Source organism: Aeromonas sp. JL9 (genome assembly GCF_024436075.1).
Taxonomy (GTDB): Bacteria; Pseudomonadota; Gammaproteobacteria; order Enterobacterales; family Aeromonadaceae; genus Aeromonas; species Aeromonas veronii.
On sequence record NZ_JANFNV010000011.1, the window covers coordinates 82,241 to 103,378 of the forward strand.

Annotated in this window: 18 protein-coding genes and 2 pseudogenes; 8 read left to right on the forward strand and 12 right to left on the reverse strand. The window is 57.1% G+C overall.

The window, feature by feature from the left end:
• Positions 1 to 62: 62 nt before the first annotated feature.
• Positions 63 to 1,007 carry a DNA-binding transcriptional regulator DsdC gene (dsdC, locus tag NOM06_RS10555; protein ID WP_255911551.1) on the forward strand — a complete coding sequence of 315 codons (945 nt, stop codon included), beginning with the start codon at positions 63 to 65 and terminating at the stop codon, positions 1,005 to 1,007.
• A gap of 164 nt (positions 1,008 to 1,171) precedes the next feature.
• On the opposite strand, the gene NOM06_RS10560 is transcribed toward dsdC, so the two are convergent.
• The 3 genes from NOM06_RS10560 to NOM06_RS10570 all read right to left on the reverse strand — a co-directional run bounded on the left by NOM06_RS10560 (position 1,172) and on the right by NOM06_RS10570 (position 3,212).
• Entirely contained in the window at positions 1,172 to 1,348 is a 177-nt protein-coding gene (locus NOM06_RS10560) for a hypothetical protein (RefSeq protein WP_005337704.1), read from the reverse strand.
• 311 nt (positions 1,349 to 1,659) lie between these two features.
• Positions 1,660 to 2,109, reverse strand: a complete 450-nt coding sequence (locus tag NOM06_RS10565) for a C40 family peptidase (RefSeq protein ID WP_236288186.1) — start codon at positions 2,107 to 2,109, stop codon at positions 1,660 to 1,662.
• Positions 2,110 to 2,303: 194 nt separating this feature from the next.
• Complete coding sequence (locus tag NOM06_RS10570) at positions 2,304 to 3,212, reverse strand: hydrogen peroxide-inducible genes activator (protein ID WP_255911553.1); 909 nt, start codon at positions 3,210 to 3,212, stop codon at positions 2,304 to 2,306.
• Between the two features lie 146 nt (positions 3,213 to 3,358).
• Here NOM06_RS10570 and NOM06_RS10575 point away from each other — a divergent pair, with 146 nt between their 5' ends.
• Positions 3,359 to 3,961 (forward strand): peroxiredoxin C, encoded by a 603-nt coding sequence (locus tag NOM06_RS10575; RefSeq protein ID WP_005337701.1) that lies wholly within the window; start codon positions 3,359 to 3,361, stop codon positions 3,959 to 3,961.
• A 271-nt stretch (positions 3,962 to 4,232) separates the two neighbouring features.
• Here the strand turns inward: NOM06_RS10575 and NOM06_RS10580 are convergent, their stop codons facing one another.
• The 6 genes from NOM06_RS10580 to NOM06_RS10605 all read right to left on the reverse strand — a co-directional run bounded on the left by NOM06_RS10580 (position 4,233) and on the right by NOM06_RS10605 (position 10,429).
• The gene (locus NOM06_RS10580) at positions 4,233 to 5,198 is read right to left on the reverse strand and encodes an alpha-L-glutamate ligase-like protein (protein WP_255911555.1); all 966 of its coding nucleotides are present in this window, start codon (positions 5,196 to 5,198) and stop codon (positions 4,233 to 4,235) included.
• Between the two features lie 3 nt (positions 5,199 to 5,201).
• Complete coding sequence (locus NOM06_RS10585) at positions 5,202 to 6,740, reverse strand: inactive transglutaminase family protein (protein ID WP_255911557.1); 1,539 nt, start codon at positions 6,738 to 6,740, stop codon at positions 5,202 to 5,204.
• A 3-nt stretch (positions 6,741 to 6,743) separates the two neighbouring features.
• Positions 6,744 to 7,532 (reverse strand): ATP-dependent zinc protease, encoded by a 789-nt coding sequence (locus NOM06_RS10590; protein ID WP_005337698.1) that lies wholly within the window; start codon positions 7,530 to 7,532, stop codon positions 6,744 to 6,746.
• Positions 7,533 to 7,584: 52 nt separating this feature from the next.
• Complete coding sequence (gene cmoB, locus NOM06_RS10595; protein WP_013723597.1) at positions 7,585 to 8,562, reverse strand: tRNA 5-methoxyuridine(34)/uridine 5-oxyacetic acid(34) synthase CmoB; 978 nt, start codon at positions 8,560 to 8,562, stop codon at positions 7,585 to 7,587.
• Complete coding sequence (gene cmoA / locus NOM06_RS10600; protein ID WP_255911559.1) at positions 8,559 to 9,305, reverse strand: carboxy-S-adenosyl-L-methionine synthase CmoA; 747 nt, start codon at positions 9,303 to 9,305, stop codon at positions 8,559 to 8,561. Before cmoA ends, cmoB begins: the two co-directional genes overlap by 4 nt.
• A gap of 275 nt (positions 9,306 to 9,580) precedes the next feature.
• Positions 9,581 to 10,429 (reverse strand): DUF72 domain-containing protein, encoded by an 849-nt coding sequence (locus NOM06_RS10605; RefSeq protein ID WP_255911561.1) that lies wholly within the window; start codon positions 10,427 to 10,429, stop codon positions 9,581 to 9,583.
• Positions 10,430 to 10,591: 162 nt separating this feature from the next.
• Between NOM06_RS10605 and NOM06_RS10610 the strand changes: the two genes are divergently transcribed.
• The 3 genes from NOM06_RS10610 to NOM06_RS10620 all read left to right on the forward strand — a co-directional run bounded on the left by NOM06_RS10610 (position 10,592) and on the right by NOM06_RS10620 (position 13,484).
• Complete coding sequence (locus NOM06_RS10610) at positions 10,592 to 10,843, forward strand: FmdB family zinc ribbon protein (RefSeq protein ID WP_005337686.1); 252 nt, start codon at positions 10,592 to 10,594, stop codon at positions 10,841 to 10,843.
• Positions 10,844 to 10,875: 32 nt separating this feature from the next.
• On the forward strand, positions 10,876 to 12,642 hold the full coding sequence (gene aspS / locus NOM06_RS10615) for an aspartate--tRNA ligase (protein WP_005361614.1): 1,767 nt from the start codon (positions 10,876 to 10,878) through the stop codon (positions 12,640 to 12,642).
• Positions 12,643 to 12,743: 101 nt separating this feature from the next.
• Entirely contained in the window at positions 12,744 to 13,484 is a 741-nt protein-coding gene (locus tag NOM06_RS10620) for a YebC/PmpR family DNA-binding transcriptional regulator (RefSeq protein ID WP_005337681.1), read from the forward strand.
• 237 nt (positions 13,485 to 13,721) lie between these two features.
• Here the strand turns inward: NOM06_RS10620 and NOM06_RS20925 are convergent.
• The 3 genes and pseudogenes from NOM06_RS20925 to adhE form a co-directional block, all read right to left on the reverse strand.
• A pseudogene (locus NOM06_RS20925) lies at positions 13,722 to 13,946 on the reverse strand (PT domain-containing protein); the annotation flags it as partial.
• Positions 13,898 to 14,020: pseudogene (locus NOM06_RS20930) on the reverse strand (PT domain-containing protein); the annotation flags it as partial. The pseudogenes NOM06_RS20925 and NOM06_RS20930, both read right to left, overlap by 49 nt.
• Before the next feature lie 49 nt (positions 14,021 to 14,069).
• Complete coding sequence (adhE, locus tag NOM06_RS10630) at positions 14,070 to 16,736, reverse strand: bifunctional acetaldehyde-CoA/alcohol dehydrogenase (RefSeq protein WP_019446648.1); 2,667 nt, start codon at positions 16,734 to 16,736, stop codon at positions 14,070 to 14,072.
• Positions 16,737 to 17,576: 840 nt separating this feature from the next.
• Between adhE and NOM06_RS10635 the strand changes: the two genes are divergently transcribed.
• The 3 genes from NOM06_RS10635 (at position 17,577) to oppB (ending at position 21,130) form a co-directional block, all read left to right on the forward strand.
• Positions 17,577 to 18,212, forward strand: coding sequence for a YchE family NAAT transporter (locus NOM06_RS10635; RefSeq protein ID WP_005337678.1), 636 nt, complete (start codon positions 17,577 to 17,579; stop codon positions 18,210 to 18,212).
• Between the two features lie 279 nt (positions 18,213 to 18,491).
• Positions 18,492 to 20,111 carry an ABC transporter substrate-binding protein gene (locus NOM06_RS10640; RefSeq protein ID WP_026035101.1) on the forward strand — a complete coding sequence of 540 codons (1,620 nt, stop codon included), beginning with the start codon at positions 18,492 to 18,494 and terminating at the stop codon, positions 20,109 to 20,111.
• Positions 20,112 to 20,209: 98 nt separating this feature from the next.
• A complete protein-coding gene (gene oppB, locus NOM06_RS10645) occupies positions 20,210 to 21,130 on the forward strand; it encodes an oligopeptide ABC transporter permease OppB (RefSeq protein WP_005337672.1) in 921 nt (306 codons plus the stop codon).
• Positions 21,131 to 21,138: the final 8 nt, after the last annotated feature.

Consider the following 21,138-nt stretch of genomic DNA (forward strand, 5'->3'; position numbering starts at 1 on the left):
GACTTCATCCTGAAGGCGGCCTGTGGGTGTATCATAGGTGGCCATTGCGAAGAGGGGGATGAATGTATAACGGGGATAATTACATATCGCGCAACAAGCTGCTGAGTGGCTACCAGCTGGCCAAGCTGCACACCTTCGAGGCGGCCGCCCGTCACGGATCCTTTGCCATGGCGGCCGATGAATTGTCGCTGAGCCCCAGTGCCGTGAGTCACCGGATCAGCGCGCTGGAAGAGGAGCTGGGGTTCAAGCTCTTTGAGCGTTTTCACCGCAAGGTGGTACTGACGGCGGATGGGCAGCGGGTGTTCTGGGCGCTCAAATCTTCGCTGGAGTTCATCAATCAGGAGATCCTGGAGATCAAGAATCAGGAGCTCTCCGGTACCCTGACCATCTATTCGCGTCCCTCCATCGCCCAGTGCTGGCTGGTGCCAAGACTGGCCGACTTCTCAAGATTGCATCCCCAGATCGAGCTGAACATTGTGACTGGCAACGAGAACATCAATCTGCACGGTTATGGCATCGATCTGACCCTCTACTTCGATGAGAAGGTACCGGAGCGGCTCGCCATCCACCATCTGATGGATGAGTTCATGCTGCCGGTCTGCAGCCCGGAATATGCCGAGCAGCACGGGCTTGTCGGTAATCCCGCCAACTTGTCTTTGTGCCGTCTGCTTCATGATCGGCAGGCATGGGGATTTGACTCGGATACCGATGAATGGAGCTGCTGGGCTCGCCACGCCGGGGTCAGCCTCGAGGCATGCCAGCTGAGCATGGGTTTTGATCGCTCGGATCTCGCCATCATCGCCGCCATGAATCACGCCGGGATCGCCATGGGGCGCAAGAATCTGGTGAGCAAGCGACTGGCACGCAACGAGCTGGTGGCCCCTTTTACCGGGCTGGAGATCAAGTGCGAGCAGCGTTATTACATGGCGACCCTGCCCAATCGGGCGTGTCCCAAGATCCAGACCTTTATCGACTGGGCGCAGGAAATGGCTGCCGAGATGGAATGAACAGAGGCCGGTGCGCAAGAGCAAAATGAAGATGGTAAAGCGCGAGTGAACGAAGGTAGCGGTTTAACGTAGCGAGAAAATTGGGTGAGAGGGGTTGGCTGATGGTGGTTGGTCGCGAGTGGCCTTGCTGCCAACCGTGGCTGGCAGCAAGGGAGCGGTCGGGATCAGGTGGTCTTTTCCAGATGGTTCTGATAAATCTGCTGCCACTTGTCCAGTTCGTTTTCATCACCCTGCTGCTGCCAGAACTCGCAGATGGAACTCGCCATCTCGCATGCCATGGCGTGGTCACCGTCACGGCGACTCATCAGGTATTGCCCCAGCCAGCTTTGATACTGTTTCATTGCACGATCTCCTTATCTATTTAACCCTTGATACTGCAGCTGTGGGACACCCGTCCGGCAGTGTTGCGCCACACTCCACTTTCGCCGCGCGTTGCTTGTTATCGCCGCGCTTGTTGTCAATCAGGACAGAGAGCGTATGAGAAAGCGGCGAAAGTGTTAAAAATTGGCCACCACCTTATCACAAAATGGTGTGATATGCAGGCTTTGGGGCCAATTGAGTTATAAGCGCGGGTTGTGTGTCCCGACATAGCGACAGGGATTGACGGAGAGTATCGGCACGCAACTTGTGCCGCAAGCAGGCGTGTGGCCGGTTACTGGGTCACCCGACGTGCCTGCCAGTAGCGACTGTTCCAGTAGACGTTGTCGAGGCGGGAGCGGATCACTCCCTTGCTGGTGGAGGCGTGAATAAACTCGCCGGCACCTGTGTAGACCCCCACATGGTACTGTTGCCAGCCGGTTTTGAAGAAGACCAGATCCCCGTGTTGCAGCCGGTAGCGATCCACCGGTTTGCCAATGTTAGCCTGAGATTCGGTGGTTCTTGGCAGGTTGAAGCCCAGCACCTGACTGTAGGCGAGCTGGGTGAAGGCGGAGCAGTCTAGCCCGGCGCGGCTGGCGCCGCCCATGCGGTAGGGAACACCGCGCCACTGTTGGTAGAAGCCATCAAAGGCACTGCTCTGCCGGGGGGCCGGAGGCGGCTCCGGCGTGCTGGAACAGGCGGCCAGCAGCAGAGTCAGCAGGGATAGCAGCAGCTTGCGATACATCGGACTCTCTCCACGGACGGGTCTACCAAACGAGACATTTATCGAACGCCATATCCTGCCAAATCGTTCTGGGGGCAGGAGTGCACGCGACAACTTTTCCATCATAAACAGGGATCTGGCTCCAGACCTAGTCTCCGAGAGGAAAAATGTGGCGGGGAACTGAAAAACGCCAACCCGAGGGCTGGCGTTTGTTGTCACTCGTTGTGGCTGATCAGCGGTTTAAGCAGCTCGGCCAGTTTGTAGAAGGTCTGTACCCGGGTGGTGCTAGGGCGCCAGACCAGCCCGATCTCGCGATAGGAGGTCTCTCCCGGCAGCGGGATGGCCACCAGATCGGAGTTGGTAAGAATGCCGGCATCGATGGCCATCTGCGGCAGGAAGGTGGTGCCAAGACCCGCTTCCACCATCTGTACCAGGGTGTGCAGGCTGGTGGCGGCGAACGGGTTGATCTTGCTCTTGTCCCGCAGGCGACAGGCGCTCACTGCGTGCTCGGTGAGGCAGTGCTCCCGCTCCAGCAGGAAGATGCTCTGGTTGGGCAGCTCCTTGTAGTCGAACGGGGTATGCAGACCGGCCGCCATGCTGGCGGGCATCACCATGTGGAACGGATCCTGGCCGACGGTCTTGCAGTGAAATCCACCGATCTCGATGGGCAGGGCAAGGATCAGCAAGTCGAGCTGACCCTGTTCCAGCTGCTTGAGCAGATTGCTGGTGGTGTCTTCACGCAGCAACAATTCGAGGTCAGGATAGGTTTTGCTGCACTCTTTCAGCAGCTTGCTCAGCAGGAAGGGGGCGATGGTGGGAATGCAACCCAGACGTACCGTCCCCTGCATCACGCCGCCCTGATGTTGCCCGAGCTCCATCAGATCCCGCGCATCGGAGAGCAAATTGCGAGCGCGCTCGACGATTTCCATGCCGACCGGGGTCATAATGAAGCTCTTGTGGTCTCGCTCCACCAGTTGCAGGTTCATCATGTCCTCCAGCGTCTGGATCCCGGTACTCAGGGTCGACTGGCTGACATGACAGGCCTTGGCGGCGCGGTTGAAGTTTTTGTGCTCATCGAGAGCGACCAGATATTGCAGCTGTTTGAGGCTGGGCCAACGTTGCATAGAAAAACCCGATTAATGCTATCTATTTAATTTGATTTAACTAATCTACCACCGGGTCTATAGTTTGTCGCTTGAATTAGATGGACTTGGCTCTAGGTAGCCCAATCCTCACTGGATTGTTCACTTCACATAAAGAGGAATTGAATATGGTATTGGTAGGCCGTCCCGCACCCGATTTTACCGCCGCAGCTGTTCTGGGTAATGGCGAGATCGTTGATTCATTCAACCTGTCATCCCACATCAAAGGCAAAGCTGCCGTTGTCTTCTTTTATCCGCTCGATTTCACCTTCGTCTGCCCGTCCGAGCTGATTGCCTTCGATCACCGTTATGAAGAGTTCCAGAAGCGTGGCGTGGAAGTGATCGGTGTTTCCATCGATTCCCAGTTCTCCCACAACGCATGGCGCAACACCAAAGTGGAAGATGGCGGTATCGGTCAGGTCAAGTACCCGCTGATCGCCGACGTGAAACACGAAATCTGCAAAGCCTATGACGTTGAGCATCCGGAAGCCGGCGTGGCGTTCCGTGGTTCCTTCCTGATCGACAAGAACGGTGTCGTTCGTCACCAGGTTGTCAACGATCTGCCGCTGGGTCGTAACATCGACGAGATGCTGCGCATGGTCGATGCCCTGCAATTCCACGAAGAGCACGGCGAAGTGTGCCCGGCTCAGTGGGAAAAAGGCAAAAAAGGTATGCAAGCCTCTCCTGACGGCGTTGCCAAGTACCTGTCCGAGAATGCTGACTCCCTGTAATCGGGCTGCACTCTCCTTGAAGAACCGGCGTCTTGGCGCCGGTTTTTTTATACCTGAGATTTATCCATCCTCTGACATAGTGGCCACACTCTTCTTGTTCCATCGTTCCATCGTTCCATCGTTCTCCTTGCTACTCCAAGCTGCCGTTCGCTGGCGTACTCGTCGTTTCGAAATGAGGTGCTGATCCGAATGGCTGGGTGGGGGATATACCGACAGACAATCGCCATAAAAAAAGCGCGCCATAGGCGCGCTCAGTTCACAAGCGGAGGTGTTATTCCTCAAAGATCCCGAAGTGATCCTTGGCGAAATTGACCCGCTGTTCCACGTTCATCTTCACCTGTCCCAGTTTTTCGATGGTCTTGAGGTTGGGCACCAGGCCGCGACCGTTGGCGATCTGGATGGCAAGACCCGGACGGGCGTTGAGCTCCAGCAGCATGGGGCCGCGGAACTTGTCCAGCACCATATCGGTACCGATATAACCCAGACCTGACATCTCGTAGCAGGAGGCGGCCAGGGTGAGCAGGGTATCCCAGTGGGGCACCTTGAGCTCATAGAGATCGAGGCCGGTGTCCGGATGGTGGCGCAGCGGATTGCCAAACTGCACCGCCCGCAGGGCACGACCGGTACGCAGGCACAGACCCACCCCCACGGCGCCCTGGTGCAGGTTCGCCTTGCCATCGGAGGCTGCGGTGGAGAGGCGCATCATCGCCATCACCGGGAACCCCTTGAAGATGATGACTCGGGCATCGGGTACCCCTTCAAAAGAGTAGCCGTCGAACACATCATCAAAGTTGATGAGGCCTTCGACCAGTGCCACGTCTGGCTTGCCGCCGAGCGAATAGAGCCCCGCCAGAATGTTGGAGACATGGCGCTCCAGATCCTGACCGTTGCTGGCACTGCCGTTGGGCTTGTAGAAGAGGCCATCTTCCTGACGCAGGATCACCAGGATCCCCTTGCCGCCCGAGCCGCGCGCCGGCTTGATGCAGAAGCCTGGCCAATCCTTGACCAGCTCGGTAATGCGACCCACGTCGTGCTGGGCGCGGATGGTGCCGATGAGTTCCGGCACCGTTACGCCCGCATCCAGCGCGATACGCTTGGTCTGCAGCTTGTCATCCACCAGCGGATAGAGGCTGCGCGGATTGTAGCGGCTGATGTAGGAGTGGTTGCGCTTGTTCATGCCGAGGATGCCTGCCTGCGACAGGCTCCACGGGGTGGTGTACTTTTCCCAGAACCACATCTGTTACTTGTCCTTACCCGGGGTGGCACCAGATTTCATCTCGTCCACCAGCGGCTTGAAGCGCTTCAGTTCGCTCAGCTTGTAGCCGGTGTAGTTACCCATCAACAGCACGGTCGCCATCAGCACCAGCTGCAGGCCGAGGAAGTTGAAGGTGAGGTGACGAATGAGCTCGTTATCCATGGCCAGATAGGCGATGACGGCAACCAGCAGAGAGCCGCCGCCCTGGCGGAACACCTCTTTCGGGCCCTCTTCTTCCCACAGGATGGACATCCGTTCGATGGTCCAGGAGAGGATGATCATCGGGAAGAAGGTGATCTTCATGCCGTCGGTCAGCCCCAGCTTGAAGGCGAACGCGGAGAAGATACCGATCATCGAGATAACCATGATGATGATGGCCGATATTCGGGCGACCAGCAGCAGGTTAAGCCGAGACAGATAGGAGCGAATGATGAGACCGGTGCCGACGATCAGCAGGAAGCCGATGAGACCGGTGACCAGCGAGGTCTGGATAAAGGCGACCGCGATCAGCACCGGCATAAAGGTACCGGAGGTCTTGATCCCCACCAGCACCCGCAGGAACACAACCATCAGCACGCCGATCGGGATCAGCAGCAAGCCCTTGAACAGGGTCTGCTCTTCCAGCGGCAGGCTGTGGATGGAGAAGTTCATCATCTCTGATTTTTCGAACTTCTGCGCCAGTGCAACGCTGACCGGCTGCTCCTGCTCGATCATCGAGAAGCTGACACGGGAGTTGTGACCACCGGTCACGTCCAGCAGGGCGCCGGAGTTGTATTCCCACAGCAGCAGGTTGGCCGGACGACCCTGTTCACCGGTTTGCGGGTTGAACAGCTTGTAGTCGGTCGGGCTGTTGAATACCTGCAGGTAATCCACCAGCTCCTGACGACGGCGGCCATCTTCCAGATTCAGGGCATGCACCACGCGGGTGGGGACGTCAGCATTGTTGAGCAGCTCGGCGATCAGGTTGGCACGGCTCTTGTGCTTTTTCAGCAGCTCGGCGTTCTGCTCCTGCTTCTCGATCTCCTTGATGATCTCGCGAGTCAGGGTGTAGCCGTCGGCAGAGCGCTCCTGGGCCCGCTCGAGGATCTGCTTCATCGCGGTGGCATAAGGTTCACTCTCGATCTGCTTCTCGATGGCAGGCGGCTGCGGATTGGCGGCCGGTTTGGCGTGGGCATCCGCCATCATGTCGACGCGGTAGTAGAGCTCCTGACGGCCGGAGGCGGTGCGGATGGACCACTCGGCGCGGGCATCACCATCTTTCTCGACGAAGGAGAGGCCGTAGCCGGGGCTGGCGGCGTTCTCGTTCATCAGGGTGAAACCGGGCTGGGTGCCCGGAATGGCCAGGGAGGCGATCACCGGCTCACCGGTCGCCTCGAACTCCAGCTTGGCTTCGATGGACCAGATCTGGCGCTTTTCACCGGGCGTCAGCGGCACATCCAACGCGATATGGTGATAAATCGTCATCCCCAGGCCGACAATGTACAGCAGGGCTACCAGCAAATAGAACGGCTTACGGGAAACCATGGATTATTTCACATCCTTGAGCTTGGGTTTGGGTTGGATATATTCGCGGGCCACATCAACCACGGCGATGTCTTTCAAAAATTCGCGACCCAGCAGCACAGGGAAGGTCATGTCGCTACGGTCTTTCAGGGTAAATTCGGCTTTCTCGGTCATGTCGCCAATGCGCACGGCCAGACGCACCACCGGACGGCGGTCCAGATCGTCGGCAGAGGCCTGACGCACCCGTACATGGCGTACCAGCGGCGCTTCGATCTGGATCTTGTCGTCCACTTCCTGATGGCTCAGGAAAAAGCGCACCCAGTTTTTGCCGTTGCGCTCGAAAATGGTGATCTCCTGCGCACTGATGGAGGAGGTGGTCGCACCGGTATCGACCCGCGCCTGGAAGGCGTCGTTGGCCGCATCAACCCAGATCCACTCGGCTTCACCGACCATCAGCTTGCCATCGATGGTGTGACCCTGATTGGGGGCCGGGCACTTCTCGGTGGGGATGGCCATCGGCTTGGGCGGCTCGGAGGGGAGGGTGGCGAGCTTGTGGTCTACTTGCTTGACGGACTCTTTCATATTGGTGACATCTGTGTTGAGCTGAACCAGCAGGTGCTGTTGCTGCACATACTGCTTCTGTTGCTGTTCCATGGATGTTTGCAGGCGCTGCTCGCTCTGGCTCAGCTCGCTACGAAGCTCGGCCAGCGTCAGAGCAGGGACCTGAGGCGCTTTTTCCATATTGACACACCCGCCGAGACTAAGCAGGGAGAGCAGGGTCATTCCTTTTAATTTGCTTTTCATGTCATTCATTTAACTGTGCTTCCTGGAATTGGGTCAGTGTAACTTCCTGAATCGCCATCGGCTAGTCTTTGGCCTTGCGGGCAATCAGTACGGCACGTTTCGGCGCCGGGTGTCCTTCTACCGTGAGTGCCGGATTGTCTGGATCCAGATAGTCACTCAGGGATTCATTAATCATCCAGTCGGTACGACGCTGTTCGTCGGTGCTGGTCATATTCTCGTCTACTATCCGCACGTCGGTGAAGCCGCAGCGCTCGACCCACAGCTTGAGGGCGCGGCTTGAGGGAATAAACCAGACGTTGCGCATCTTGCCGTAACGGTCAGTGGGCATCAGCACGTCGTTGACCCCACCATCAATCACCAGCGTCTCCAGCACCAGCTCGCCATCATCTTTCAATTGATTGCGCAGCTGCTCGATGTGCTCGATGGGGGATTTGCGGTGATAGAGCACCCCCATGGAGAAGACGGTGTCAAAGGCACGCAGCTCCGGCAGCTCCTGAATACCGAGCGGCAATAGATGGGCGCGCTGATCATTGCCCGCGAAGTGGCGAATGGCCTCGAACTGGCAGAGGAACAGCGGGCTAGGGTCGATACCGACCGCCAGCTTGGCCCCTTCACCCACCATGCGCCAGAGGTGGTAGCCGCTGCCGCAACCCACATCCAGCACGTAACGCCCTTCGAGCGGGCTGATATGGGGCAGCACCCGATCCCACTTCCAGTCAGAGCGCCACTCGGTGTCGATGTGGATGCCGTGCACGGTGAACGGCCCCTTGCGCCAGGGCATGAAGTGGCGCAGCAGGCTCTCGACCTTCTTGCGCTCCCCTTCGCCAAGGCTCTCGGCTGAGCCAATCTCGACCCGGCTTTTCAGCTCGATGTTGCCGGGGGAGACCACCGGCAGCTTGTTGAGGGCGCGATTCCAGCGCGGCAGATCGCCATGCTGGTTGTCATGTTGCCAGGCATGCAGCTGGGCGGGCAGGGTATGCAGCCAGTGGCTCAGCCGGTTTTTGGCAATCAGTTGATAGAAATTGGCAAAGTCGATCATGGCTGGGTGTCGCTGGATTTGATGGCAATCATGGAGCCGAAGTTAAAGCATTGGAACCAGAGATCCTGATGGACGAAACCGGCATCCCGCAGACGGGCCTGATGCACCGGCAGGCTGTCGGTGCGCATCACGTTCTCAAGGGCGGTGCGTTTCTGGCTGATCTCCAGCTCGCTGTAGCCATTGGCCCGCTTGAAGTCGAGATGCAGATCGATGAGCAGCTCGTTGACCGGTTCATCTTCGAAGCGGAACTTCTCGCTCAGGATCAGGATCCCGCCCGGGCGCAGCCCATCGTGAATACGCTGGATCAGGGCGGCCCGTTTCTCTGGCTCGACAAATTGCAGGGTGAAGTTGAGCACCACCACGGAGGCGTTCTCGATCTCGATGTCGCAGATATCCGCCTCTACCAGCTCCACCGGCACCTCGGATTTGAAACCGGAGAGGTGGGCGCGGGCGCGTTCGATCATCGGGTGGGAGAGATCCACCGCGGTAATGCGGCAGCCGGGCTGGCTGACATGGCGACGCATCGCCTGGGTCGCGGCGCCCAGTGAGCAGCCGAGATCATAGAGTCGGCTCTCGGGTTGGGCGTAGCGGGCGGCCATCATGCCGATGGCAGAGATGATGTTGCTGTAACCCGGCACCGAGCGCTGGATCATATCGGGGAATACGTCGACGACCTGTTCGTCAAAACAGAAGTCGCCCAATCGGGCGATCGGGGCGGCAAAAATTTGGTCTTTGGTCTGCATGCTGGCGCAACCTGACAGTCGGGACATCACCCGGCTGTATTGTTCAATTGAGTCGTTGGATGATACCCATCAGAGTAGGTCAATCATCTGTTTACGAACGGGGTGGCTGGTCGTGAAATCCTTTGGACCGCTCCTGCTCGTACGGGCCATGTTCCGGACCCTTACTTGGGGCGGTAGTGTAGAGGATTGATGGCCGTTTGTCTTGACGCCAGGGCTTGCCACGCCACAAAAAAGCACTTTTTTTGCAGCGAAACGATGGCCGCAGAATGGGTTGGCTAAAAGCGCAGCACTCCCTGCCGTGCGCGATCGTTTTCCCCCGGCCAGGGGGCCATCTCCTGCCCCAGCAGACGACTTACCTGACGGGCCAGCTCGGGGGCTTGGGCGTTGTCGGCGGTGTGGATGTAGAGGTAAAGATCCTTGCCCTCGGCCAGCCACTGGCGCCAGTGGGGGAGCCAGCTGGGCAGGAAGGGGTGATTGGCCGCCGGATCCGGCAGGCCGATAAAGCGCACCATGGGGGCGTTGGCGGTGGCCAGCAGATGCACCGGCAGGCGTGGTTTCTTGCCCTGGGCATCGACAAGGGCTGGCGTGGTTGCTGGCACCGAGAAGAGTGGCCGGCTGTCGAGCATCACCCGGTTCACTCCCTGTTCCATCAGCAGCCGGTTCAATGCCCGCTCGGCCTCCCCCTTGGCGAAGAAATCAGGATGACGCACTTCGAGGGCGTAGCGAAACGCCCGTGGCAGCCGATCAATGAAGGCCGCCAGTCTGGCCAGCCCCTGTGGCCCGAAACGGGCGGGCAACTGCAGGGTGAGCAGCCCCAGCTTGTCGTGCAGCGGCGCAAGCAGCTTGATAAAGTCGGCTACTTGCTTGTCTGCGCTCACGAGATCGCTCTGGTGGCTGATGGCTTGCGGAAATTTGAAGTTGAAACGAAAGTGATCGGGCACCGCATCGGCCCAGCGCTGTACCGTGTCCGGTGTCGGCAGGGCGTAGAAGGTGGTGTTACCCTCCACCGAGTTGAACACGGTGGCGTAGTGGGCGAGGTGTTCGGCAGGCTTGGCGCCAAGGCCCAGCAACTGGCCGGGCCAGCTGGGGTGGGACCACTGCGGCAGGCCCAAATAGAGGCTCATGATGGCTATTCTCTTCGCTCTTGGTGCATTCGTGCCGATTTTTTACCCGCTTTTTGCCATCGAGTGCAAAAAACTGGCGAAAGGAGGCTGCTGGCCATTTTACCCAAAAGGGGGTTTTCCTCTATAATGCCAGCCCTTTTGTTTTTCAATTTCTTGTGACCCATGCCTATCTACGAATATCGTTGCGACGTCTGTGGCCATGAATTGGCAAAACTGCAAAAGCTTTCCGATGCCCCCCTGACCGACTGTCCGGCCTGTAGCAAGCCGAATCTGGTCAAGCTGATATCGGCGGCAGGCTTCCGGCTCAAGGGAACCGGATGGTACGAGACTGATTTCAAACCGGGTAAGAAAAAGAATCTGGCCAGCTGTGAGACAGACGGTGCTTGCCAGTCGTGCCCGGCGGCCCAAGGTTAACCGTCTCTCTACAATTTCGAAGGAAGAAGTCCATGCGCTCTATCTATTGCGGACAGGTCAATGAGGCCCATGCAGGGCAGACCATTACATTGTGCGGTTGGGTTCATCGTCGTCGTGATCTCGGCGGTCTGATCTTTATCGATATGCGCGACCGGGAAGGGATCGTTCAGGTGTTCTTCGATCCGGACAAGCCGGAGGCGTTCGCCCTGGCCTCCGAGCTGCGCGGCGAGTTCTGCATCCAGGTGACCGGCGTGGTACGCACCCGTCCCGAGTCCCAGCGCAACAGCGACATGGCCACTGGCGCCATCGAAGTGTTCGCCCACGAACTCAACATCATCAACCGTGCCGAGCCGCTGCCGCTGGACTTCAATCAGGTCAACAGCGAAGAGATCAGCCTCAAGTATCGTTACCTGGATCTGCGTCGTCCCGAGATGGCCAAGTACCTGAAGACTCGTGCCAAGGCCAGCGCCTTCGTACGCCGCTTCATGGACGAGCACGGCTTCCTCGATATCGAGACCCCGATGCTGACCAAGGCCACCCCGGAAGGTGCCCGTGACTATCTGGTGCCGAGCCGCGTGCACAAGGGCAAGTTCTACGCTCTGCCGCAATCACCCCAGCTGTTCAAGCAGTTGCTGATGATGTCCGGCTTCGATCGCTACTACCAGATCGTCAAGTGCTTCCGTGACGAAGACCTGCGTGCCGACCGCCAGCCGGAATTCACCCAGATCGACGTGGAGACCTCCTTCATGACCGCGCCGCAGGTGCGTGAAGTGATGGAAGAGATGATCCGCAAACTGTGGCTGCACATCCTGAACGTGGATCTGGGCGACTTCCCGATCATGACCTTCGACGAAGCCATGCGTCGCTACGGCTCTGACAAGCCGGATCTGCGTCTGCCAATGGAGCTGGTCGATGTGGCAGACCTCTTGACCGCCGTCGAGTTCGCCGTGTTCGCCGGCCCTGCCAACGATCCGAAAGGCCGTGTGGCAGCCCTGAAAGTGCCGGGCGGCGCCGAGCTCTCTCGCAAGCAGATCGATGAGTACACCAAGTTTGTCGGCATCTACGGTGCCAAGGGCCTGGCCTGGATGAAGGTCAACGAAGCGGCCAACGGTATCGAAGGCGTGCAGTCTCCGGTTGCCAAGTTCCTCTCTGACGCCATCGTGCGCGAGATCCTGGCCCGTACCGGCGCAGCCGACGGCGACATCATCTTCTTTGGCGCTGACAGCAAGAAAGTGGTCTGCGATGCCATGGGCGCCCTGCGTCTGAAAGTGGGTCGCGATCTGGGTCTGCTGGAAAACAGCTGGAAGCCGCTGTGGGTTATCGACTTCCCGATGTTCGAGGAAGATGGCGAAGGCGGTCTGGCTGCCATGCACCACCCGTTCACCGCGCCGAGCAACATGAGCCCGGCCGAGCTGAAAGCCAATCCGGTGGGTGCTTACGCCAACGCCTACGACATGGTGATCAACGGCTACGAAGTGGGTGGCGGCTCTGTCCGTATCCACAACAGCGAGATGCAGTCCACCGTGTTCGACATCCTGGGTATCACCCCGGCCGAGCAGCGCCTGAAGTTCGGCTTCCTGCTGGATGCCCTGAAGTACGGTACCCCGCCGCACGCCGGTCTGGCCTTCGGTCTGGACCGTCTCAGCATGCTGCTGACCGGCACTGAAAACATTCGGGACGTCATTGCCTTCCCGAAAACCACTGCGGCCGCCTGTCTGATGACCGACGCCCCCAGCCTTGCCAACGCCGCCCAACTGGGCGAGCTGGCGATTGCAACCACCGTCAAGGGTGATGAGTAAGCCCTTCCGGGCACCGGAGGTCGCGTAGCGGCCTCCCTGTTCCCCTTGCGTTAGCAATGACGTGTGTTACTGAAATTTCAAAAATATAACGGAGAGTCTCTATGGCAGGTCACAGTAAATGGGCCAACATCAAACACCGCAAGGCCGCTCAGGATGCCAAGCGTGGCAAGATCTTCACCAAGCTGATCCGCGAAATCACTACCTCCGCGCGTCTGGGTGATGCCGATCCGGCCAACAACCCGCGTCTGCGTGCTGCGGTGACTGCCGCCCTGACCAACAACATGACCCGCGACACCATCAACCGTGCCATTCAGCGTGGCGCCGGTGGTGGCGATGGCGAGCAGCTCGAGACCATCGTATACGAAGGTTACGGCCCGGCCGGCTCTGCCGTCATGGTTGAGTGTCTGACTGACAACCGCAACCGTACCGTAGCCGAAGTGCGTCACGCCTTCAGCAAGTGCGGTGGCAACCTGGGCACCGACGGCTCCGTCGCCTATCTGTTCAGCAAGAAAGGTCTGCTGACTTTCGTTGGCGTGGACGAAGATGCCCTGATGGACGCCGCACTGGAAGCGGGTGCCGATGACGTGGTGACCGAAGAGGATGGCACCATCGAGGTGTACACCACCCCGAACGACTTCGGTACTGTGCTGGATGGTCTGGAAGCTGCCGGCTTCAAGGCCCAGAGCGCCGAAGTGACCATGATCCCCTCCACCGAAGCCGAGCTGGATGCTGAAACTGCACCCAAGCTAATGCGACTGATCGACATGCTGGAAGATCTGGACGACGTGCAAGAGGTTTACCACAACGGCTCCATCTCCGATGAAGTCGCTGCGACCCTCTGATCGCTGAATCGTGCTCTCCCGATGGCAGCCAGATGGCTGCCATTTTTTTATCTTTGCATCATGGTAACTGCTGATGTGTCAGTTGAGCACCCGGTGCAACAACTCTCTCCACTGACACTCTTTCCCGCTTTCTCTGCGCATTATCATGGCTCTGTTCCTGCCAGTCGGTTGGCCCGCACGTACGCCAGTCGGCAGTTCTGCTGCGTTGCGTTAGCGAGGCTCCGCTTATCCTGTTTATCACACCTTTAGCTCTTGAGATGGCGTTGGCTGCTCACATCTGCCCGTCAGGGTAATTGCTTTGCGGGTAGGGGAGAGGAGGTGATGGAGCGTGCTCTTGTTATCAGAGGGGGCCATCAATACAGAGTCACAGGTTGGGATGTCGATAACGGATTGGTTGGGGCTAGTTGGTTGGTTGGTTGGTTGGTTGGTTGGTTGGTTGGTTGGTTGGTTGGTTGGTTGGTTGGTTGGTTGGTTGGGAAGTTAGGGGCTGCACTACCGCAATCGGCTGGAGAGAGGATCGCTGTGATAAGTGGCAGATAAAAAAAGCCCGCGCAGTGCGCGGGCTTGTTATCTCAGGACTGGTTATCAGGCCTTGGATTTCTTCTTGCCTTCAACCTTGGCTTCAACCGGGGCAGCAGTTACCGGAGCGGCTTCGGTGAACGGACGACCGTAGTAGGAGTCCAGCAGAACCTGCTTCAGCTCGCTGATCAGCGGGTAGCGCGGGTTGGCGCCGGTGCACTGGTCATCGAAAGCTTCGATAGCCAGCTGGTCAACCTTGGCCAGGAAGTCAGCTTCAGTCACGCCAGCTTCGCGGATAGAGGCCGGGATACCCAGGGTAGCCTTCAGCTCGTCCAGCCAGGTCAGCAGCTTCTCGATCTTGGCGGCGGTGCGGTCACCGGCAGCAGTCAGACCCAGGTGGTCAGCGACTTCGGCGTAACGACGACGAGCCTGCGGACGGTCGTACTGGGAGAACGCAGTTTGCTTGGTCGGGTTGTCGTTCGCGTTGTAGCGGATGACGTTGCTGATCAGCAGGGCGTTAGCCAGACCGTGCGGAATGTGGAACTCGGCACCCAGTTTGTGAGCCATGGAGTGGCACACACCCAGGAAGGCGTTGGCGAACGCGATACCGGCGATGGTGGCAGCATTGTGCACCTTCTCACGAGCGATCGGGTCGTTGGCACCGTTCTGGTAGCTGGACGGCAGGTACTCTTTCAGCATTTTCAGGGCTTGCAGCGCCTGGCCGTCGGAGTACTCGTTAGCCAGTACGGAAACATAGGCTTCCATGGCGTGAGTCACGGCATCGATACCACCGAAGGCACACAGGGACTTCGGCATACCCATGACCAGGTTGGCATCAACGATGGCCATGTTCGGGGTCAGCTCGTAGTCAGCCAGCGGATACTTCTGACCAGACACTTCATCGGTTACTACCGCAAACGGAGTGACTTCAGAGCCGGTACCGGAAGTGGTGGTGATACAGACCAGTTCGGCCTTCACGCCCATTTTCGGGAACTTGTAGATACGCTTGCGGATGTCCATGAAGCGCATGGCCAGATCTTCGAACGCAGTGTTCGGGTGCTCGTACATCACCCACATGATCTTGGCCGCATCCATCGGTGAACCACCGCCCAGCGCCAGGATAACGTCCGGTTTGAAGGAGTTGGCCATCTCGGCACCCTTGCGAACCACAGCCAGGGTCGGGTCAGCTTCTACTTCGTAGAACACTTCCACTTCCATATTCTGTGCTTTCAGCAGGCTGACCAGTTCATCGGCGTAGCCGTTGTTGAACAGGAAGCGGTCAGTTACGACCATGGCACGCTTTTTACCTTCCAGGTCGCTCAGAGCGATCGGCAGGGAACCACGACGGAAGTAGATGGATTTCGGAAGTTTGTGCCACAGCATGTTTTCTGCCCGTTTTGCGACTGTCTTCTTGTTGATCAGGTGCTTCGGACCCACGTTTTCGGAGATGGAGTTACCGCTCCAGGAGCCGCAACCCAAGGTCAGGGACGGAGCCATTGCGAAGTTGTACAGGTCACCGATACCGCCTTGGGTAGACGGAGTGTTGATCAGGATACGCGCGGTCTTCATCTTGTCGCCGAAGTACTTGATGCGGTCAGCGTTGCGGTCCTGGTCGGTGTACAGACCTGATGTGTGGCCGATACCACCGATGTTGACCATGTCACAGGCCATATCAACGGCGTTTTCGAAGCTGCTAGCACGGAACATACCGAGCAGCGGGGACAATTTCTCGTGAGCAAACTCATCTTCTGCACACAGCTTGACGCCTTCACCGATCAGGATCTTGGTATCAGCCGGTACAGTCACGCCTGCCATCTCGGCAATCTTGGTGGCTGGCTGACCAACGATGTTGGCGTTCAGGGCACCGTTGATCAGGATGACTTTACGTACCTTGTCAGCATCTTCTTTGGAGAGCACGTGGCCCTTGTGGGATGCAAAGCGCTCTTTAACCTGGTCGTAGATGGCATCAACAACGATGACTGCCTGCTCGGAAGCACAGACCACGCCGTTATCGAAAGTCTTGGACATCAGGATGGAGGCAACGGCACGCTTCACGTCGGCGGTTTCGTCGATAACGATAGGTACGTTACCGGCACCCACACCAATAGCAGGCTTACCGGAGGAGTAGGCTGCTTTCACCATGCCCGGGCCACCGGTGGCCAGGATCAGGTTGATGTCTTCGTGCTTCATCAGGGCGTTGGAGAGCTCAACAGACGGTTGGTCGATCCAGCCGATGATGTCTTTCGGTGCACCAGCGGCAACAGCTGCATCCAGTACCAGCTTGGCAGCGGTATTGGTGGAGTTCTTGGCACGGGGGTGCGGGGAGAAGATGATGGCGTTGCGGGTCTTGAGCGCGATCATGGATTTGAAGATCGCAGTGGAGGTCGGGTTGGTGGTCGGAACGATACCACAGATGATGCCTACCGGCTCGGCGATGGTGATGGTACCCATCTGATCATCTTCGCTCAGAATGCCGCAGGTCTTCTCGTCTTTGTACTTGTTGTAGATGTATTCGGAGGCGAAGTGGTTCTTGATAACCTTGTCTTCGATGATACCCATACCGGATTCTTCCACGGCCATCTGGGCCAGGGGGATACGGGCGTTGTTGGCGGCCAGGGCGGCGGCACGGAAGATCTTGTCTACCTGCTCTTGAGAGAAGCTGGCGAATTCACGCTGGGCTTCCTTAACGCGGGCGACCAGTGCATCCAGTTCAGCCAAATTGGTTACTGCCATGTTTATCTCCTGATTATTTGAAAACTGTTTAGTAAGACGTTGGCAATGCCCGGCAATTATAGTCGCCCTGTCAAGACGGTATCGTTGCAACAGCTTTTTCACATGCCTTACTAAATCGCTTTCTGAGTCGATTATAGAGCGGGGCTGACTCAGAAAAACTTGATCTGGATCATGTGTAACAAAAGAACAAAAGAAATTTTATTTCACAATCCTTGTTTGACTGATGTTATCGGAATGTGCATCAAAGGGAAAGGTAAGAGACTTGTTAATGCAGAGTAATAAACCACATTTATCAAGTGGTTAATTGCACTCGGCCATAGTATTACAGAGCTATTTTGGCGGTATAGGTTAGCAAATATGAGTGAATTGGTTTCAAAATCACCGACAAACGCACTTTATTCCAGCGTTTGTTGCAAAAATGATTGTTGTTTTAATCCATGACTAATCCGCTTTATTCCCCAAGGAGGCTATTTCTGCCCGCTTTCCCGGTTTTTGCATTGTTGCTCTCTTGCCGAGTCAATGAAGTGATGTCTGGCCTGAAATAGTGGGAAGGCAAAGCCTGGATCCTCTCGAGTCGCTTGGTCATTCGGTCAGTCATCATCGGACTCTCTGGTCATGATTAAGCAGGCTTGCGCTCACTTTTCAAACGCGTGTCGGGCGGTAGAAAGGGCTTTTGGCATCGGTTTATGCCAGTTAGCGCGGATGCATTAGATGAACTAACTAAAAAACCCTCGAAATGGTGAGATTATTTGATTGGTGCCCGCTCTGGCTATGATGTAAATTTACGCACGAAATTAATGGACTGGCCCGCTGGGCCCGAAACTCTATTGGAAGGCGCCTATGGCAGCAATTGACGTCTCGTTGTATCTGAAGTTTTTTGTCGGTTTGTTCGCAATTATCAACCCGCTTGGTTTGTTGCCGGTGTTTGTCAGTCTGACCAGCCACCATACCCAGGCCGAGCGGATGAAAACCAATACCACCGCCAATATCGCGGTGATGGTGATCCTGCTGGTCTCCATGTATATGGGGCAGCTGATCCTCGACGGTTTCGGTATCTCGCTGGCGTCGTTCCGGATCGCCGGTGGGTCGCTGATTACCCTGATTGCCTGGTCGATGCTGCAGGGCAAGCTGGGCGAGGTGAAGCACAACAAACAGGAGAAGGGTGAACTGGCGGTGCGCGAGTCTATCGCCGTGGTACCGCTGGCGTTGCCGCTGATGGCGGGTCCCGGTGCCATCTCCTCGGTGATTGTCTATGCCAGCCAGAGCCACTGGCAGCAGCTGCTCGGCATGTCAGTGGTTGTCGTGGTCTTCTCCTTCTGCTCCTGGCTCATCTTCCGCGCCGCGCCGCTGCTGTTCAAGATCATGGGCAACACCGGCATCAACGTGGTGACCCGTATCATGGGTCTTATCATGATGTCGCTGGGTATCGAGATCATGGTGGCCGGTATCAAGGGGGTTTTCCCCAGTCTGATGTGAGCCAGCTCCGCTTTATGAAAGCCGGTCCTCGTGACCGGCTTTTTATTGGTTGCTTTTTGCCCTGTCTTTTCTAGAATCGGTCGTTTGTGTGAAAAATGAGCGCTTTGCTGGTGTTTTAATACTGAAAAAGCGCACGCCAGCTGATTTTTTGACCAGAAAATGACGATTACCCTGACAATATCTGTTGCATTATCGGAATTGGCAGGGAATTATGCTGGGAGCGGGTTTTAACCCCGTCACTTTAAAAAACGCATGGAATGTTCTTGTTGGAGTAGGGAAATGACTCATAAAAAAACAATGATTAACACATTGCTGATGGCTGCACTGTTTGGTGGCGTCAATGTGGCTCAGGCTGCCGATGTCCCGGCGGGAACCAAGCTGGCTGAAGTCCAGCAACTGGTAAAAGGCAACGGCTCAGAGCCTGCGACCCTTGACCCGCACAAGACCGAAGGAACGGTCGAATCCAATATCCTGCGCGACCTGTTTGAAGGTCTCGTTGCATCCGGCCCGAAAGGGGAAATTCTCCCGGCTGTGGCTGAATCCTGGGAAACCAAGGATAACAAGCACTACGTCTTCCACCTGCGCAAAGATGCCAAGTGGTCCAACGGTGACCCGGTCACTGCCCACGATTTCGTTTTTGCTTTCCAGCGTGCCGTTGATCCGAAAACCGCCTCTCCTTACTCCTGGTATCTGGAGATCCCGACCATCGCCAATGCCTCCGAGATCATCGCAGGTAAAAAGCCGGCTGATACGCTGGGCGTGAAGGCGACCGACGACTACACCTTCGAAGTGCAGCTCGAGAAAGCGATCCCTTACTTCGTCAGCATGCTCTCCCACACCACCACCTATCCGGTACCGAAGAAGGTGATCGAGAAGTTCGGTGACAAGTGGACCCAGCCGGAAAATATGGTATCCAACGGTGCCTATACCCTGAAGAACTGGGTGGTGAACGAGCGCGTCGAAGTGGAGCGCAACAAGCACTACTGGAACGATGGCAAGACCGTCATCAACAAGGTGGTCTATCTGCCCATCCAGTCTACCAACGCCGATCTCAGCCGCTATCTGGCGGGCGAAGTGGACATCACCTATCAGATGCCCATCGAGCGCTTTAAGCAGATGAAGAAAGAGAAGCCGGACGAGCTGAAAGTGACCGGTTATGTTGGTACTTACTACTACCAGTACAACGTCAAGAAGAAGCCGTTTGACGATGTGCGTGTCCGTACTGCGCTCTCCTATGCCATCGATCGCAACGTGATCGCCGACAAGGTGATGGGTCAGGGTCAGACGCCGGGTTACACCCTGGTGCCGGACTTCGTCGATGGCTTCAAGCCGGTAGCGCCCGAGTGGTCTAAGATGACCCAGGCCGAGCGTGATGCCAAGGCCAAGGCGCTGCTGCAAGAGGCCGGTTTCGATGCCAGCAAGCCGCTGAAGTTCGAGCTGCTTTACAACACCGATGACAACCACAAGAAAGTGGCTGTGGCCGTGGCCTCCATGTGGAAGAAGCTGGGCGTGCAGGTGAGCCTGGTCAACCAGGAGTGGAAAACTTACCTGGAAACCAAGAAACAGGGTCAGTTTGATGTAGGTCGTGCCGGCTGGATCGCCGACTACAACGAAGCCTCCTCCATGCTGGATCTGATGCAGACCACCCACGGCAACAACGACGGCAAGTACTCCAATCCGGAGTTCGACAAGCTGATGGATTCATCCCGTGATCAGGTTGATGTGGCGGCCCGCAACAAGCTCTACGTCCAGGCTGAAGAGATCCTGGCCAAGGATATGCCGATCGCCCCCATCTACCAGTACGTGACTGCCCGTATGGTCAAACCCTATGTAGGCGGCTATCCGGCCAACCCGCTGGATAACCTCTACAGCAAAGATATGTACATCATTGCTCACTGATTTAAAGCAACAAGTCGCATAACAAGCAGGGCCCGCCGGACGGCGGGCCTTTATTACAACCGCGACCATTTGGAAGCAGTACAGGACAGGAAATGTCTATGTTGAAATTCATTTTTAAACGGCTATTGGAAGCGATCCCGACTCTGCTGGTCTTGATCACCGTCTCTTTCTTCATGATGCGTTTCGCCCCGGGTAACCCCTTTACCAGCGAGCGTTCACTGCCCCCCGAAGTCATCGCCAACATCGAGGCCAAATATGGGCTCGACAAACCCATTGGCATGCAATATCTCACCTACCTGGGCAACTTGGTGCAGGGTGATTTGGGCCCCTCTTTTAAATACAAGGATTTCACCGTCAATGATCTGGTGAGTCAGGCGCTGCCTGTTTCCGCCAAGATCGGGACCACGGCCTTCTTCTTCGCCGTGCTGCTGGGGGTCACCTTCGGCACCATAGCGGCACTGAAACAGAACACCATCATCGACTATCTACTGATGTCGTCGGCCATGGCCGGGGTGGTGATCCCGGGCTTTGTGCTGGCGCCCTTGCTGGTGCTGTTTTTCAGTATTCATCTGGGTTGGTTCCCTGCCGGTGGATGGCAGGGTGGTGGCATCCAGTTTATGGTGCTGCCGGTGTTCGGCATGATGATGTACTACATCTCTGCCATCTCGCGGATCATGCGGGGCAGCATGATCGAGACCATGAACTCCAACTTCATCCGTACCGCCCGTGCCAAGGGCTTGCCGCTGCGCCACATCATCCTGAAACACGCGCTGCGTCCGGCCATGCTGCCAGTGGTCTCCTATCTGGGCCCGGCCTTTGTCGGCATCATCACAGGTTCCGTGGTGATCGAGACCATCTTCGGCCTGCCGGGGATCGGTCAGCTGTTCGTCAACGGTGCCCTTAATCGTGATTACTCCATGGTGCTCGGTCTGACCATTCTGGTCGGCGCCCTCACCATCACCTTTAACGCAGTGGTCGATATTCTCTACGCCTTTATCGATCCCAAGATCCGTTACTAATTCGGGAG

Excerpts from the sequence above, each read along its gene's own strand:
- dsdC (WP_255911551.1), top strand. The coding sequence starts at position 63 with ATGTATAACGGGGATAATTACATATCGCGCAACAAGCTGCTGAGTGGC.
- NOM06_RS10560 (WP_005337704.1), bottom strand. The coding sequence starts at position 1,348 with ATGAAACAGTATCAAAGCTGGCTGGGGCAATACCTGATGAGTCGCCGT.
- NOM06_RS10565 (WP_236288186.1), bottom strand. The coding sequence starts at position 2,109 with ATGTATCGCAAGCTGCTGCTATCCCTGCTGACTCTGCTGCTGGCCGCC.
- NOM06_RS10570 (WP_255911553.1), bottom strand. The coding sequence starts at position 3,212 with ATGCAACGTTGGCCCAGCCTCAAACAGCTGCAATATCTGGTCGCTCTC.
- NOM06_RS10575 (WP_005337701.1), top strand. The coding sequence starts at position 3,359 with ATGGTATTGGTAGGCCGTCCCGCACCCGATTTTACCGCCGCAGCTGTT.
- NOM06_RS10580 (WP_255911555.1), bottom strand. The coding sequence starts at position 5,198 with ATGTGGTTCTGGGAAAAGTACACCACCCCGTGGAGCCTGTCGCAGGCA.
- NOM06_RS10585 (WP_255911557.1), bottom strand. The coding sequence starts at position 6,740 with ATGGTTTCCCGTAAGCCGTTCTATTTGCTGGTAGCCCTGCTGTACATT.
- NOM06_RS10590 (WP_005337698.1), bottom strand. The coding sequence starts at position 7,532 with ATGAATGACATGAAAAGCAAATTAAAAGGAATGACCCTGCTCTCCCTG.
- cmoB (WP_013723597.1), bottom strand. The coding sequence starts at position 8,562 with ATGATCGACTTTGCCAATTTCTATCAACTGATTGCCAAAAACCGGCTG.
- cmoA (WP_255911559.1), bottom strand. The coding sequence starts at position 9,305 with ATGCAGACCAAAGACCAAATTTTTGCCGCCCCGATCGCCCGATTGGGC.
- NOM06_RS10605 (WP_255911561.1), bottom strand. The coding sequence starts at position 10,429 with ATGAGCCTCTATTTGGGCCTGCCGCAGTGGTCCCACCCCAGCTGGCCC.
- NOM06_RS10610 (WP_005337686.1), top strand. The coding sequence starts at position 10,592 with ATGCCTATCTACGAATATCGTTGCGACGTCTGTGGCCATGAATTGGCA.
- aspS (WP_005361614.1), top strand. The coding sequence starts at position 10,876 with ATGCGCTCTATCTATTGCGGACAGGTCAATGAGGCCCATGCAGGGCAG.
- NOM06_RS10620 (WP_005337681.1), top strand. The coding sequence starts at position 12,744 with ATGGCAGGTCACAGTAAATGGGCCAACATCAAACACCGCAAGGCCGCT.
- adhE (WP_019446648.1), bottom strand. The coding sequence starts at position 16,736 with ATGGCAGTAACCAATTTGGCTGAACTGGATGCACTGGTCGCCCGCGTT.
- NOM06_RS10635 (WP_005337678.1), top strand. The coding sequence starts at position 17,577 with ATGGCAGCAATTGACGTCTCGTTGTATCTGAAGTTTTTTGTCGGTTTG.
- NOM06_RS10640 (WP_026035101.1), top strand. The coding sequence starts at position 18,492 with ATGACTCATAAAAAAACAATGATTAACACATTGCTGATGGCTGCACTG.
- oppB (WP_005337672.1), top strand. The coding sequence starts at position 20,210 with ATGTTGAAATTCATTTTTAAACGGCTATTGGAAGCGATCCCGACTCTG.